This window comes from Undibacterium sp. KW1 (assembly GCF_009937955.1).
Classification (GTDB): domain Bacteria; phylum Pseudomonadota; class Gammaproteobacteria; order Burkholderiales; family Burkholderiaceae_D; genus Undibacterium.
Window position 1 is genome coordinate 981,461 of record NZ_AP018439.1, and the last position, 13,880, is coordinate 995,340.

A 13,880-nucleotide genomic window follows, 5' to 3' on the forward strand; every position below is an offset into this window, starting at 1 on the left:
TGTGTTCGTAAGAGTGGGCGAAAAAATTAATTCAGCGCACCCTCTACCGATGGATATTCATTCCAGTGCAGTTTCTCACGCAAGGTGTTGTAATAATTCCAGCCAGGAGGATGCAGGAAGGTCACCGTATGGGCAGAACGGTTGACGATAATCCTGTCCTGATGCTGCAGGCTGGCAAAATTTTGCATATCAAAATTCAGGCTGATATCGCGGCCAGCCACGATGGTGATGACGATTTCGCTACTGTCTGGCAAGACAATGGGCCGGTTCGACAACGCATGCGGCGCAATCGGAACCATTGCAATGCCTGACAGGCTTGGGTGTAGCAGCGGGCCACCGGCAGAAAGGGCATAGGCAGTGGAGCCAGTCGGCGTCGAGACGATGAGACCGTCCGAGCGCTGGTTGTACATGAAGTGTCCATCTACCTCTACCCGCAATTCCACCATGCCTGAGCCTGCACCGCGCGAGACCACGATATCATTGAAAGCCACGCCACTGAAAATCTGGTTGCCATCGCGGGTCACGATGGCCTGCAACAGGCTGCGGCGCTCAGACACATATTTGCCATCCAGCATTTCGGTGATGACAGGGATCATACGGCCAAGCGCAATATCGGTGATGAAACCCAGCCTGCCCTGGTTGATGCCAATCAGAGGAATATTGTAGGGTGCCAGTTGCCGTGCTATGCCCAGCATGGTGCCATCGCCACCCACTACGATGGCGACATCGGCCAGCTTGCCTATCTCAGGCACAGGCATGCTGCTGAATTCGCTCAACTGCAGGTATTGCGCTGTTTCTGCCTCGATGACGACGCGGTGTCCCGCACTCGCGAGAAAATTGGCCAGTTCTTTAATCGAGTCAGCAATGCCTGTCGCATTCGATTTTCCAACAAGTGCAATGGTTTTGGCCTGTATTGTCATAAACAAAGGTAGGGTGACATGATGCCTGAGATTAGAACATAATTAGGGCATCTATGAATGGAATGAGTGCTCTTTATGGCAATTAAAGCAGTTTTGCTGGACCTCGATGATACTTTGTGGCCGGTTGCACCGGTTATTCGTCATGCTGAATCAGTCTTGCAGCAATGGTTGCATGAACATGCACCCGTGGTTGCGCAAAATTACAATGTAGAAAAATTGCGTGAACGCAGGAATGTGCTGGTAGCCAGCGACCAGCGTTTTCAATATGATTTATGGGCCTTGCGCCATACCTTGCTGAAACAGGTGTTTGATGAACATGGGGTCGCTGCCGAAAAAGCCGATCAGGCCATGGCCGTTTTTGCCGACGCCCGTAACAAAGTCGATTTGTACAGCGATGTCAAGCCCGCCTTGCAGGCTTTGCAAGAAAAACTGCTCCTGGGCACTGTCTCGAATGGTTTTGCCGATTTGCAGGCGATAGGCCTGGCGCATCATTTCAAGGTGTCTATCGCGGCCTATCGTTTTGGCTGTGCCAAACCTGATTCAAGGATATTTCTGGCCGCTTGCCAGGAGTTGGGGCTGAAACCTGGAGAAGTATTATATGTAGGCGATGATTTATTGCTGGATGTGCAAGGTGCGCAACAGGCAGGATTAAAAGGCGGCTGGATGAACCGTCAGGGTTTAAAAATTGAAGATGAGCGCCATCTGCATATCAAGCCGGATGCAGAATTTGCCAATCTGCATGACCTGACTCTATGGCTATGAATTTTTCTATGTTCATGTCAGTCATGAACGCATAAAATGAAACCATGCAACTAGATATCCGCGCACAAACTTTATTAAAAGCCCTGGTCGAGCGTTATATCGCTGATGGCCAGCCTGTAGGTTCCCGCGCCTTGTCCAAAATATCCGGCCTGGAATTATCCCCGGCGACGATACGTAACGTCATGGCTGACCTGGAAGAAATGGGCTTTGTAGCGAGCCCGCATACTTCTGCTGGTCGTATCCCTACCCCCAGAGGCTACCGCGTTTTTGTCGATAAATTGCTTACTGTGCAAGACATCAATGCTACGGGCATGGATACACGCCTGCAATCCAGCTTGCAATCGAATATGAACGCGCAGTCGCCGCAAAAGCTGATTACCAATGCGGCACAAATCTTGTCGTCTCTGTCACAATTTGCCGGTGTCGTCATGACACCACGTACAGAGTCGATTTTTCAGCAGGTTGAATTTTTGCGTTTGTCTGAAAAACGCATCTTGCTTGTGGTCGTCACACCGGGTGGAGAAGTCCATAACCGCCTTTTGTTGACGGATGTCGATTACACACCGACACAATTGGTGCAGGCCGCCAATTACTTGAACCAGAATTTTGGCGGTTTGAGTTTTACCGATGCGCGTTCCCGCATCAATAATGAGTTGCGGCAACTGCAGAATGATATGACCAGGCTTATGCAGGCCGCTGTTGAAGCAGGTAGTAGTGCCATGGATGAAGATAATGACGAAGTTGTTATCTCTGGTGAGCGCAATCTGCTGAATGTGCAAGACCTGTCATCAAATATGGGTTCATTGCGCAAATTGTTTGACATGTTTGAACAAAAAAACAGTCTCATGCAGCTACTGGATGTATCCAGCAAGGCAACAGGTGTGCAGATTTTTATCGGTGGCGATTCGCAACTGGTACCTATGGAGGAAATGAGCATAGTCACTGCCCCTTATGAGGTGAATGGCAAGATAGTTGGAACCCTAGGCGTAATTGGGCCTACACGTATGGCGTATGAGAGAGTGATACCGATCGTGGACATCACGTCAAAATTATTATCTAATGCCTTAAGTCAATAAGACTGGGTATGAACTGGCGAAGCAGGGTGGCACACATTCATCCGGAGCAGGGTTGCTATGGAAAAGAAAAACGCAAAGATTTTGTTAATTGATGACAATGACGTAACCCGCGAGGTGCTCAGGGTCATCCTGAGGAGCGAGGGGTATCATGTTGTTGGAGAAGCAACTGACGGCGGCAGTGGTTTGGAACTTGCTTTGAAGTTGAAGCCAGATTTGATCTTGCTGGATATCGTCATGCCCAAGATCAGTGGCACTGAAATTTTGCCACGTATCAGGGAACTGCTGCCAGAGACAAGGGTGCTCATGGTGACAGCCAATAAGGATCAGGATACGATTACCGAGGTGGTTAAAACTGGCATACACGGCTATATCCTCAAGCCATTCAATGCACAGAAGATCATAGACACAGTGGAAGCAGTGGTAGCAAAGATCAATAGGTAGGCGGTATGGCGCACGGTGCAGGTAGGCCCGTGCGCTTGCAAGGGGGATTTGGGACTATTTCCCTGGGTTAAGCCTTATGTTCACAATCGGTTTTGGTGCAATTGCCATAAATCGCCAGTGCATGTTCAGCAATCTTGAAGCCACGTTCAAGAGCAATAGTATGCTGGCGTTTTTCAATTTCCTCATCATAGAATTCTTCTACCCGCCCACAGTCCAGGCACACCAGGTGATCATGATGGGAACCTTCATTCAATTCAAAAATGGCTTTGCCAGTCTCGAAATGATTGCGACTTAACAGTCCGGCCTGTTCAAACTGGGTCAGGACGCGATATACAGTTGCCAGACCGACATCCATATTTTCATTGAGCAGGATCTTATACACATCTTCTGCTGTCAGATGACGAACCGGGCTGTTCTGGAAGATCTCCAGGATTTTCAGTCGGGGCAGGGTGGCTTTCAGACCGCTGGCTTTGAGGTTGGAGGTGCTGTTTGTCATGTTTTCGATCAAAAAATTGCTATCTGCTTTATGATATCGGGTTTTAGGGCTTGTTGCTCAATTAAGAGGTTATCTATGCAACTGTTGTTTTCAGGTTTAACGCGGAATAAGATGAGCCGTGTAGCGGGTCTGGTAGTGCTGGCTTCTTTGACAGCATGTTCATCACCTATTCCCCTGCTGTCTTCGGCTGACAGGACTTCAGTATATGCAACATCCGGCACTCCAAGTGATGCAAATGGTGCGCAAGTGGTGGAACCGACCGGTTTTGGCAAGGTACTGGCCTTTATTTCGCCTTACCGCGTTCCCATACAGCAAGGTAACTTCGTTTCCCAGGAAATGGTGGCACAGTTAAAAGAAGGTATGACACGTGAGCAGGTGCGTTTTATCCTTGGTACAGCCTTGCTGACCGATATGTTCCATGAAGACCGCTGGGATTACCCTTTCCGCCTGACCAAGCCAAATGGAGAACGTATCACCAGCCGCGTGTCGGTGTTTTTCAAGGATGGTACGGTAGCAAAATTTGAAGGCGGCAATTTGCCGACTGAAAAAGAATACCTGGCACGTATTACAGAATCCGCTTTGGGCCTGAACCGCGTTCAATCGGTGATAGAAACTGATGCGCCGAAGAAAAAAGAGAAATAAGCTGTTATGACTGCACTTAAAATTGCCGTGGCCGGGGCTTCTGGCCGTATGGGAAAAATGCTGGTCGAAGCAATCAGTAATGCCGGTGATATGGTCCTGGTTGGCGCGCTGGACGTGCCTGCCTCACCAGCCCTGGGTACGGATGCTGCGGCCAGTCTGGGCAAGCCTTGCGGCGTGAACATTACTGCTGACCTGGAAGCTGGCCTCGCAAATGCCGACTACCTGATCGATTTTACCCGCCCTGAAGGTACGCTCAAGCATCTTGAATATTGCGCTGCTCATGGCATCAAGATGATTATCGGCACCACGGGCTTTGATGATGCTGGCAAGGCAGCGATTGCCGCTGCCGCAGAGAAAACCGCCATCATGTTTGCACCGAACATGAGTGTAGGCGTGAATGTCACCATGAAGTTGCTGGAAATGGCAGCCAAGAGCTTTGCTGAAGGTTATGACATCGAAATCGTCGAAGCCCATCACCGCTTCAAGGTGGATGCTCCTTCAGGCACAGCCCTCAAAATGGGCGAAGTCATCGCCGATGCACTGGGCCGTGACCTCAATGAAGTGGGCGTGTTTGCCCGCGAAGGCGTGACAGGTGAGCGCGACCCGTCTTCCATCGGTTTTGCCACTATTCGTGGTGGCGACATCGTTGGTGATCATACGGTCTTGTTCGCTGGCATAGGTGAGCGCGTGGAAATCAGCCACAAGTCTTCCAGCCGTGTGACTTATGCCCATGGCAGCCTGCGTGCAGCACGTTTCCTGCAAGGCAAATCTACAGGCTTGTACGATATGTACGATGTCCTGGGTTTTCGTTAATCAGTCTGTAATAGCACGTGTGACTTCTACATGAATTCTGCAATCGCACATTATTGGGAACAGGCTGACGCACTGGGTCATCTGGTTGGCTGGTTATTGTTGTTGATGTCGGTACTGAGCTGGACATTGATACTGATGAAGGGCTGGAGTTTCTGGCGTATCCGTAAAGCAGCCCCAGGCTTGCGCGCCTTCTGGCGTGCGCCCAGCCTGGCCGATGCCTTGTCGTCGCTGCGCCAAACTGATCAGTCCAAAATATTCATCACCCTGGCAGATGCTGCGCATGCCGCCAGTGACACGGCGCAACGCAGCGCCACCTTGTCTGCCAATGCCGGTCTTGGCGAAATACTGACGCGCAGCCTGCGCCAGGAATTGCAAGGCCTGACCGTCAGGCTTGAAACTGGTTTGAGCTTTCTCGCCTCGGTCGGCGCAACTGCTCCTTTTGTTGGCTTGCTGGGCACAGTCTGGGGTATTTATCGCGCCTTGACGGCCATTTCATCCAACGGCGTGGTGCAAATCGACCAGTTGGCAGGGCCAGTAGGCGAAGCCCTGATCATGACAGCGTTGGGTTTGCTGGTAGCGATACCTGCCGTACTGGCTTATAACGCCTTCAACCGGATTAACCGTATTACCCTGGCTGAACTGGATGGTTTTGCATTTGACTTGCATGCCCACATGAACAAGTCTTGAACGGGGTAAGTTAAAGTAAAGCATCAATAAAGCATCAATAAAATCATAAGATGACATTTGGTCAATTTCATACGCCGCGTGAACCCTCATCCCGTCCCCTGACTTCCATGGCGGACATCAATGTCACGCCCATGGTCGATGTGATGCTGGTTTTGCTGGTCATCTTTATCATCGCCGCCCCTTTCATGACGCATGCCATCAAGCTGGATTTGCCGCAGGCGCAATCAGCGCCGGTGGCCGAGCAGGCTGAGTCTGTACGTATTGCCTTTGATGCTGACGGCATCCTTTACTGGGATAAACAAGTCCTGGCCATGGCTGACCTGGAATCCAGACTGGCACTGCTGGCGAAAAAAAACAAGCAGACAGAAATCCAGTTGCGGGCCGATAAGGCTACCCGCTATGAAATTATCGCCCAGGTCATGGCGGCAGCCCAGACGCAAGGGCTGGTCAGGATTTCTTTCGTGACCGACAGCAAACAAGCCAAAAAACCGTAATTGTCACGGTTCAGTCATTACAAAACCGCGCTACACTCTGTAAAACGGCTCCAGGAGCCTTTGCCCATCAGGCTTTCCTCAATAATGTGCCTGAACCAGTTATAATCAAAGGTTCTGAGTCATTTTCGCATCTACTTCTGCTTACGCCATGCAAGAAAAATACACGCCCTCTGACGTCGAACAATCGGCGCAATCCCATTGGAAAAAGATCGATGCCTATAAGGCAGTAGAAAACAATCCACGTTTCCCTAAAGGCAAGTACTACGCTTGCTCCATGCTGCCTTATCCATCGGGCAAGCTGCACATGGGCCACGTGCGCAATTACACGATCAATGACATGCTGGCACGCCAGTTGCGCATGAAGGGCTATAACGTTCTCATGCCTATGGGTTGGGATGCCTTTGGCCTGCCAGCAGAAAATGCGGCGATAGCGTATAAGAAGTCGCCAGCAGAATGGACTTACGCGAATATCGAAGACATGAAGTCACAAATGCAGCCCCTGGGCCTGGCATTTGACTGGACGCGTGAAGTCGCGACTTGCGACCCGGATTACTATCGCTGGAACCAGTGGCTGTTCCTGAAGATGCTGGAAAAAGGCGTCGCCTACAAAAAAACCCAGGTTGTGAACTGGGACCCTATCGATCAAACCGTGCTGGCGAATGAGCAGGTTATCGATGGCCGTGGCTGGCGCTCTGGCGCCCTGGTAGAAAAACGCGAAATCCCTGGCTACTACTTCGGTATCACCCAGTACGCAGACGAACTGCTGAACAGCATCGATGATCTTGATGGCTGGCCTGAGCAGGTGCGTACCATGCAGCGTAACTGGATAGGCAAGAGCGAAGGCGTGCGCTTTGCTTTCCCACACCAGATTGCTGACGAAACCGGCGCACTGGTACAAGACGGCAAGCTGTATGTATTTACTACCCGCGCTGACACCATCATGGGCGTGACTTTCTGTGCAGTAGCGGCAGAGCATCCTATCGCCACGCTGGCAGCAAAGAACAATGCCGCACTGGCTGCCTTCATCGAAGTATGTAAAGCTGGTGGCACCACTGAAGCCGAAATGGCGACCAAGGAAAAAGAGGGCATGCCTACTGGCCTCTTCGTTACTCATCCTCTGACTGGTGAGCAGGTCGAAGTCTGGGTTGGTAATTATGTCTTGATGACGTATGGTGATGGCGCTGTCATGGGCGTGCCTGCGCATGATGAACGCGATTTCGCTTTCGCGAAAAAATACAATATCGCTATCAAGCAAGTCGTGGCGATTGAAGGTGAAAGCTTCACGACAGACGCCTGGGCAGAATCCTATGGCGACAAGCAGCGCGGCGTTACTGTCAATTCTGGCAAATATGATGGCCTGAGCTTCAAGGCTACTGTCGATGCAGTGGCTGCCGACCTGATTGCCAAAGAACTCGGCGAAAAGAAAACCACCTGGCGCTTGCGTGACTGGGGTATTTCTCGTCAGCGTTATTGGGGCACGCCTATCCCTATCATCCACTGCGACAGTTGTGGTGATGTGCCTGTGCCTTACGAAGATTTGCCAGTGGTATTGCCTACCGACTGCATCCCTGATGGTTCTGGCAATCCATTGAAACACCGTGAAGATTTCCTGAATGTGCCTTGCCCTAAATGCGGCAGCCCTGCACACCGTGAAACCGACACCATGGACACCTTCGTTGATTCCAGCTGGTACTTCATGCGTTATACCTGCCCGGATGCGACTACCATGGTCGACGAGCGCAATGATTACTGGATGGCGATGGACCAGTACATAGGCGGTGTCGAACATGCAGTTTTGCATTTGCTGTACGCACGTTTCTGGACCAAGGCCATGCGTGACCTGGGTCTGATCAAGATAGACGAGCCTTTCAAGAACCTGTTCACCCAGGGCATGTTGCTCAATGAATCCTTCTACCGTGAAGATGAGAGTGGCAAGAAGATCTGGTTCTATCCGAATGAAATCGAAGTCCAGCATGATGACAAGGGACGCCCCATTTCTGCTTCGCTGAAGAGCGATGGACAGCCTGTGCAAATGGGCGGCATAGAAAAAATGTCCAAGTCCAAGAACAATGTGGTGGAACCGAAAGACATTATCGAGCAGTTCGGTGCTGATACGGCACGCCTGTTCACCATGTTTGCTGGTCCTCCAGATCAAAGTGCTGCCTGGAGTAACAGTGGTGTAGAAGGTGCATCACGTTACCTGCGTCGTCTGTGGGCTTCTGCATTGAAACTGTCCGGCACGATTGCTGCCGGTACTGTGGCACCAGCTGCTTATGCAAATGATGTTAAAGCCCTGCGCCGCGAAGTACATCTGACGCTGAAGCAGATTGATGCAGATTACGATAGACTGCAATACAACACCGTTGTTTCTGGTGCGATGAAATTGCTCAATACCATAGAGTCCTTCAAGTCAGAAGCCGAAGGCAGCGCTTCAGCTTTGCGCGAAGCCTTCAGCATCTTGCTGCGTGGCCTGTATCCGGTATGCCCGCATATTACCCACGTACTGTGGCAAGAACTGGGTCTGGCGACAGAACTCGGTGAAATCATTGATGCACCGTGGCCACTGGTCGATGAGGCTGCATTGGTGCAGGATGAAATCGAGCTCATGGTGCAAGTCAACGGCAAACTGCGTGGCAGCATCAAGGTCGCCAAGGATGCCGACAAAACCACCATAGAAGCAACTGCTCTGGCCAATGAAAGCGTACAGAAGTTCATGGAAGGTGCGGCCAAGAAAATCATCATCGTGCCTGGCAAGTTAGTGAATATCGTCGCCTGATTGTTTAACAGATATACCAGTAACAGGGAAAACCGCATGCAAGCAAACTATGTAAAGCGTCTGCAATGGCTGGCAGTCATCATGTCCATCATGTTGTTGTCGGCCTGCGGTTTCGCCCTGCGCGGCCCGGTTGCCTTGCCGTTTAAAAGTATTTATATCGGCATGCCAGAAAGCTCGGCCCTGGGTGGTGAATTGCGCCGCCATATCCGTGCCAATGGCCAGACCCAGATCATGTCTGAGGCCAAGGACGCGCAAGTGGTACTCGAAGTATTGAGTGAAACCCGCGAAAAACAAATCCTGTCACTGAACAGCCAGGGTCGCGTGCGTGAATATAATTTGATTTATAACTTCCGTTTCCGTGTCCGCAATAATGTAGGCAAGGAATATCTGGAACCAGTAGATCTGCAGTTGAAGCGCAATATCACCTTTAATGAATCACAGGTACTGGCGAAAGAGGCAGAAGAAGTCTTGCTGTACCGTGATATGCAAAGTGACCTGGTGCAGCAAATCATGCGCAGGCTGGCTGTTGTAAAGATGGACGACTGATATGCAATTACGCTTCGATGCCCTTGATGGCCATCTGGCGAAAACACTGGCGCCACTGTATGTGATCACCAGTGATGAGCATTTGCTGGCGCTGGAAGCCGCAGACAAGATACGTCGTGCCGCAAAATCGCAAGGTTTTTACGAGCGCGAAATCCTGACGGTGGAACGCAGTTTCAAATGGGGTGCCTTGCTGGCCGCGAATCAGTCGCAATCCCTGTTTGGTGATAAAAAACTCATCGATTTGCGCATTCCTACCGGCAAGCCCGGCAAGGATGGTGGCCAGGCTCTGCAGGATTGTGTAGCGAATCTGTCGCCCGATAACCTGACCCTGATCACCTTGCCCAAGCTGGACTGGGCCACGCAAAAAGCCGCTTGGGTAGGCAGCTTGCAGCAAGCCGCGGTGTATATCGATATCCCGCTGGTAGAGCGCAATCAATTGCCAGGCTGGATCAGCATGCGTCTGTCCTTGCAACAGCAAAGTGCAGACCGGCAAAGCCTGGATTTCATTGCCGACAGGGTAGAGGGCAACTTGCTGGCAGCCCATCAGGAAATTCAGAAACTGGCCTTGCTTCATCCAGCTGGCAAACTGAGTTTTGAACAAATCCATGATGCCGTGCTCAATGTGGCGCGCTATGATGTCTTCAAGCTCAACGAAGCCATGCTGGCCGGTGATGTCGCCAGACTAGTGCGCATGTTGAATGGTTTGAAAGGTGAGGGCGAAGCCCTGCCGCTGGTTTTGTGGGCCATGGCAGAAGAGATACGTACCTTGCTGAAACTAAAGTCGGGCATGGCACAGGGCAGGCCCTTGTCAGCCTTGCTGAAAGAATACCGCATCTGGGGCCCACGGGAAAAACTCATGGACCCCGCCTTGCGCCGCGTCAGCCTGGCAAATTTGCGGGCTGCACTGCAAGAGGCATCGCAAGTCGATAAGATGGTAAAAGGTTTACGAGCGAAGGCATTTGCAGGTGACCCCTGGGATGCCTTGTTGCAATTGGGTTTGAGAGTGGCCAGGACAGCATAAAAGCTGCTCATCAGATAATCTGGCCTGCACCCGATTAAGCGGTTTATCAAACCGGAAATTGAATTCCCTCACCACCTTGCTGGTGGCTGATCAACGACTATGAGGACCAGACGTTCTCTGAATGACGATATGGATATCAAGCACTACATGAACGACCTCGGCATCCGTGCCCGCGCAGCATCGCGCGCCATGGCCAAAGCCGATACCGCCGCCAAGAACAAGGCCCTGTCCCTGATCGCTGCTGCCATCAGGCGTGAAGCTGCTGCCTTGCGCGCTGCCAATGAACTTGACCTGGCGGCAGCAAAGGCAGCAGGCATGGAAGCCGCCATGCTTGACAGGCTGACCCTGTCTGACAAGGCGATTGCCACCATGGCAGAGGGCCTGGAGCAGATCGTCAGCCTGGCTGACCCCATAGGTGAAATCTCGAACATGAAATACCGCCCCACCGGCATACAGGTAGGGCAAATGCGCGTGCCGCTGGGCGTCATCGGCATCATTTACGAAGCACGCCCGAATGTGACGGTGGATGCCGCCGGCCTGTGCATCAAGAGTGGCAATGCCACCATTTTGCGTGGTGGCTCAGAAGCTATCCATTGCAACCAGGCGCTGGCTAAACTGGTCAAGGAAGGCCTGGCCGGTGCTGGTTTGCCTGCCGATGCTGTACAGATCGTCGAGACCACAGACCGCGCCGCTGTTGGTGAACTGATTACCATGCCGCAGTATGTCGATGTCATCGTCCCGCGTGGCGGCAAGGGCTTGATCGCACGCTTGATGCAAGAAGCCACCGTGCCCATGATCAAACATCTTGATGGCATCTGCCATGTGTATATCGATGACAAGGCTGACCTCAAAAAAGCCGTGGATGTCGCATTCAATGCCAAGTGCCACCGCTATGGTACCTGCAACACCATGGAAACCTTGCTGGTCGCGCAAGGTATTGCAGCCCAGGTCTTGCCAGCACTGGCTGAACTGTATGCAGGCAAGCAGGTGGAATTGCGTTGCGATGAAGCCGCCGCTGCAATACTGGCAGGCTACCCGCATCTGGCCAAAGCAACAGAAGAAGACTGGAGCACTGAATACCTGGCGCCTGTCCTGGCCATCAAAGTAGTGGCTGATCTGGATGAAGCCATCACGCACATCAATGATTATTCATCCAAACATACAGAATCCATCATCACAGAAGACTATAGCCACGCCCTGTGTTTCTTGCGCGAAGTTGATTCAGCCTCGGTGATGGTGAATGCTTCCACGCGTTTTGCTGACGGTTTTGAGTATGGCCTGGGTGCTGAGATAGGTATCTCGAATGACAAGCTGCATGCCCGTGGCCCGGTAGGACTGGAAGGTCTGACCTCCATGAAGTATGTAGTCTTTGGTCACGGCGAAATACGTCAGTAGCAATGAAACACCAATAAAGAAAGTAAGCCATGCTCTGGGTAAAAGCTTTTCACATCCTGTTCGTCACGTCCTGGTTCGCAGGCCTGTTTTATATGCCCCGTATCCTTGTCAACCTGGCGATGGAAAATCATCCGCCGACGACAGAGCGTCTGTTGCTGATGGCGCGCAAGCTGTACCGTTTCATGACGATATTGGCGGTACTGGCACTGATCTTCGGCCTGTGGTTGTGGCTAGGCTATGGCATATGGAAGGGCCCGGGTAATGGCTGGCTGCATGCCAAGCTGACTTTGGTGATCTTGCTGATAGGTTATCACCACGCCTGTGGCAGTTTGCTGAAAAAGTTTGAGAAGGGCGTTAACAAGCGCAGCCATGTCTGGTTCCGCTGGTTTAATGAAGTGCCGGTGATTTTGTTGCTGGCGATATTGATTTTGGTAGTCGTCAAACCTTTTTAGGTTTGACGAGGTTTCCAAGTACGGTTGACCTGGAGTGCAGAACTCCAGGCCAACAATTGGCGGTGAATATTCACCATCGTTTTTTTTAACGGATAAAGGGTACTCCTATGACGCGTTATTCTTATTTTTGCCCATGCCCACGTGGCCTGGAAATAGCCCTGGCTGAAGAGCTCGGAGAAATTGCAGCCCTGGATAAAACCATGACTGTCCATAATCAGGTGCCGGGCGGTGTGCATTGCTCAGGCAGCCTGCATGATGGCTGGCGTATCAACCTGCATTCACGCATAGCCTCGCGCGTGTTGATGCGTATGGCGCATTCTGGCTATACCAATGAAAATGATATTTACGACCTGGTGCTGGCCCAGCCCTGGGAAGACTGGTTTGGCTATCACCATACCATCCGTGTTGATGTCACGGCAGTCAAATCACCGTTGAAGAGCCTGGACTTTGCCACGCTCAAAATCAAGGATGCGATCTGCGACCGTTTCCGCGACCAATTCACCCAGCGCCCCTCAGTCAATACCAAGAACCCTGACATGCGCATCGTCGGTTTCATGGATGCACGCAATTTTACGGTGTATCTGGATATCTCTGGCGAACCTTTGTTCAAGCGCGGCTGGCGTCTGGAAACCGGTGACGCGCCCTTGCGTGAAAACCTGGCAGCAGGCTTGCTGCGCACCGCAGGCTGGAAGCCGGGCACACCTTTGTTTGATCCCATGTGCGGTTCTGGCACCATCCTCATCGAAGCTGCACAAATCCTGGCGGGCATACCACCAGGCCTGAAGCGTGAATTCGCTTTCGAGAAAATGCATCAGTTCGATGCCGATGCTTGGGCACAGATCAAGGCCAGCGCCAAGCCACATCCTTTGCCGGCTGAGCCAACGATTTTCGGTAGCGACATTTCTGGCGACATGATAGTCATGACACGCAATAACCTGAACAAGGCGGGCATACGTTTTGACGTGCCGCTGAAACAGATAGAAGCGCAGGAAATCAAGGCACCAACGACAGAGCCAGGCATCTTGCTGACCAACCCGCCTTACGGTGAACGTATCGGTGTGCGCGGTGACAGCACGATGGAAGAAGATGATATGGCCAAGGATTTCTTCAGTGCCTTCAGTACCACACTCAAACAGCGCTTTGCTGGCTGGAGTGTGTTCCTGTTCACTGCGGATCTGGGTTTGCCCAAGATGTTGCGTTTGAAAGAATCGCGCAAGACCCCATTCTTCAATGGCGCACTGGAATGCCGTTTGTTCCGCTTTGACATGGTGGCAGGTTTTAACCGCAGGGAAGAAGCCAAACCCAAAGATATAGCTGAATAATTTTCATGCTATGGCAATAAGCTACTGAAAAAGCGGC

Annotated in this window: 15 protein-coding genes; 13 read left to right on the forward strand and 2 right to left on the reverse strand. The window is 51.7% G+C overall.

What is annotated here, in order from left to right:
• Positions 1 to 26: 26 nt before the first annotated feature.
• Positions 27 to 920, reverse strand: coding sequence for an NAD kinase (locus UNDKW_RS04395; protein ID WP_162057731.1), 894 nt, complete (start codon positions 918 to 920; stop codon positions 27 to 29).
• Positions 921 to 995: 75 nt separating this feature from the next.
• On the opposite strand from UNDKW_RS04395, the gene UNDKW_RS04400 reads away from it, so the two are divergent.
• From UNDKW_RS04400 to UNDKW_RS04410, 3 genes are read left to right on the forward strand one after another with little or no spacing between them, the layout of a single operon-like run.
• Complete coding sequence (locus UNDKW_RS04400; RefSeq protein WP_162057732.1) at positions 996 to 1,682, forward strand: HAD family hydrolase; 687 nt, start codon at positions 996 to 998, stop codon at positions 1,680 to 1,682.
• A 44-nt stretch (positions 1,683 to 1,726) separates the two neighbouring features.
• Complete coding sequence (gene hrcA / locus UNDKW_RS04405) at positions 1,727 to 2,758, forward strand: heat-inducible transcriptional repressor HrcA (RefSeq protein WP_162057733.1); 1,032 nt, start codon at positions 1,727 to 1,729, stop codon at positions 2,756 to 2,758.
• A gap of 57 nt (positions 2,759 to 2,815) precedes the next feature.
• Positions 2,816 to 3,199, forward strand: coding sequence for a response regulator transcription factor (locus UNDKW_RS04410; RefSeq protein WP_162057734.1), 384 nt, complete (start codon positions 2,816 to 2,818; stop codon positions 3,197 to 3,199).
• 67 nt (positions 3,200 to 3,266) lie between these two features.
• On the opposite strand, the gene fur is transcribed toward UNDKW_RS04410, so the two are convergent.
• Positions 3,267 to 3,695, reverse strand: coding sequence for a ferric iron uptake transcriptional regulator (gene fur, locus UNDKW_RS04415; RefSeq protein ID WP_162057735.1), 429 nt, complete (start codon positions 3,693 to 3,695; stop codon positions 3,267 to 3,269).
• Between the two features lie 75 nt (positions 3,696 to 3,770).
• On the opposite strand from fur, the gene UNDKW_RS04420 reads away from it, so the two are divergent.
• The 10 genes from UNDKW_RS04420 (at position 3,771) to UNDKW_RS04465 (ending at position 13,843) form a co-directional block, all read left to right on the forward strand.
• Positions 3,771 to 4,337: an outer membrane protein assembly factor BamE gene (locus UNDKW_RS04420; protein WP_162057736.1), complete on the forward strand. Its 567-nt coding sequence runs from the start codon at positions 3,771 to 3,773 to the stop codon at positions 4,335 to 4,337.
• Positions 4,338 to 4,343: 6 nt separating this feature from the next.
• Complete coding sequence (gene dapB, locus UNDKW_RS04425; RefSeq protein ID WP_162057737.1) at positions 4,344 to 5,150, forward strand: 4-hydroxy-tetrahydrodipicolinate reductase; 807 nt, start codon at positions 4,344 to 4,346, stop codon at positions 5,148 to 5,150.
• 30 nt (positions 5,151 to 5,180) lie between these two features.
• Positions 5,181 to 5,837 carry a MotA/TolQ/ExbB proton channel family protein gene (locus tag UNDKW_RS04430; RefSeq protein ID WP_162057738.1) on the forward strand — a complete coding sequence of 219 codons (657 nt, stop codon included), beginning with the start codon at positions 5,181 to 5,183 and terminating at the stop codon, positions 5,835 to 5,837.
• Positions 5,838 to 5,887: 50 nt separating this feature from the next.
• The gene (locus UNDKW_RS04435; RefSeq protein ID WP_162057739.1) at positions 5,888 to 6,331 is read left to right on the forward strand and encodes a biopolymer transporter ExbD; all 444 of its coding nucleotides are present in this window, start codon (positions 5,888 to 5,890) and stop codon (positions 6,329 to 6,331) included.
• A gap of 148 nt (positions 6,332 to 6,479) precedes the next feature.
• Complete coding sequence (gene leuS, locus UNDKW_RS04440; protein WP_162057740.1) at positions 6,480 to 9,107, forward strand: leucine--tRNA ligase; 2,628 nt, start codon at positions 6,480 to 6,482, stop codon at positions 9,105 to 9,107.
• A 36-nt stretch (positions 9,108 to 9,143) separates the two neighbouring features.
• Positions 9,144 to 9,653, forward strand: a complete 510-nt coding sequence (gene lptE, locus UNDKW_RS04445) for an LPS assembly lipoprotein LptE (RefSeq protein WP_162057741.1) — start codon at positions 9,144 to 9,146, stop codon at positions 9,651 to 9,653.
• Position 9,654: 1 nt separating this feature from the next.
• Positions 9,655 to 10,674 (forward strand): DNA polymerase III subunit delta, encoded by a 1,020-nt coding sequence (holA, locus tag UNDKW_RS04450; RefSeq protein WP_162057742.1) that lies wholly within the window; start codon positions 9,655 to 9,657, stop codon positions 10,672 to 10,674.
• Between the two features lie 129 nt (positions 10,675 to 10,803).
• Positions 10,804 to 12,069, forward strand: coding sequence for a glutamate-5-semialdehyde dehydrogenase (locus UNDKW_RS04455; RefSeq protein ID WP_162061758.1), 1,266 nt, complete (start codon positions 10,804 to 10,806; stop codon positions 12,067 to 12,069).
• Positions 12,070 to 12,098: 29 nt separating this feature from the next.
• Positions 12,099 to 12,521 (forward strand): CopD family protein, encoded by a 423-nt coding sequence (locus UNDKW_RS04460; RefSeq protein WP_162057743.1) that lies wholly within the window; start codon positions 12,099 to 12,101, stop codon positions 12,519 to 12,521.
• 107 nt (positions 12,522 to 12,628) lie between these two features.
• On the forward strand, positions 12,629 to 13,843 hold the full coding sequence (locus UNDKW_RS04465) for a class I SAM-dependent RNA methyltransferase (RefSeq protein WP_232063234.1): 1,215 nt from the start codon (positions 12,629 to 12,631) through the stop codon (positions 13,841 to 13,843).
• Positions 13,844 to 13,880: the final 37 nt, after the last annotated feature.

What these genes read in the sequence shown, in the direction of transcription:
- UNDKW_RS04395 (WP_162057731.1), bottom strand. Translation starts at nt 920, where the DNA reads ATGACAATACAGGCCAAAACCATTGCACTTGTTGGAAAATCGAATGCG.
- UNDKW_RS04400 (WP_162057732.1), top strand. Translation starts at nt 996, where the DNA reads ATGGCAATTAAAGCAGTTTTGCTGGACCTCGATGATACTTTGTGGCCG.
- hrcA (WP_162057733.1), top strand. Translation starts at nt 1,727, where the DNA reads ATGCAACTAGATATCCGCGCACAAACTTTATTAAAAGCCCTGGTCGAG.
- UNDKW_RS04410 (WP_162057734.1), top strand. Translation starts at nt 2,816, where the DNA reads ATGGAAAAGAAAAACGCAAAGATTTTGTTAATTGATGACAATGACGTA.
- fur (WP_162057735.1), bottom strand. Translation starts at nt 3,695, where the DNA reads ATGACAAACAGCACCTCCAACCTCAAAGCCAGCGGTCTGAAAGCCACC.
- UNDKW_RS04420 (WP_162057736.1), top strand. Translation starts at nt 3,771, where the DNA reads ATGCAACTGTTGTTTTCAGGTTTAACGCGGAATAAGATGAGCCGTGTA.
- dapB (WP_162057737.1), top strand. Translation starts at nt 4,344, where the DNA reads ATGACTGCACTTAAAATTGCCGTGGCCGGGGCTTCTGGCCGTATGGGA.
- UNDKW_RS04430 (WP_162057738.1), top strand. Translation starts at nt 5,181, where the DNA reads ATGAATTCTGCAATCGCACATTATTGGGAACAGGCTGACGCACTGGGT.
- UNDKW_RS04435 (WP_162057739.1), top strand. Translation starts at nt 5,888, where the DNA reads ATGACATTTGGTCAATTTCATACGCCGCGTGAACCCTCATCCCGTCCC.
- leuS (WP_162057740.1), top strand. Translation starts at nt 6,480, where the DNA reads ATGCAAGAAAAATACACGCCCTCTGACGTCGAACAATCGGCGCAATCC.
- lptE (WP_162057741.1), top strand. Translation starts at nt 9,144, where the DNA reads ATGCAAGCAAACTATGTAAAGCGTCTGCAATGGCTGGCAGTCATCATG.
- holA (WP_162057742.1), top strand. Translation starts at nt 9,655, where the DNA reads ATGCAATTACGCTTCGATGCCCTTGATGGCCATCTGGCGAAAACACTG.
- UNDKW_RS04455 (WP_162061758.1), top strand. Translation starts at nt 10,804, where the DNA reads ATGGATATCAAGCACTACATGAACGACCTCGGCATCCGTGCCCGCGCA.
- UNDKW_RS04460 (WP_162057743.1), top strand. Translation starts at nt 12,099, where the DNA reads ATGCTCTGGGTAAAAGCTTTTCACATCCTGTTCGTCACGTCCTGGTTC.
- UNDKW_RS04465 (WP_232063234.1), top strand. Translation starts at nt 12,629, where the DNA reads ATGACGCGTTATTCTTATTTTTGCCCATGCCCACGTGGCCTGGAAATA.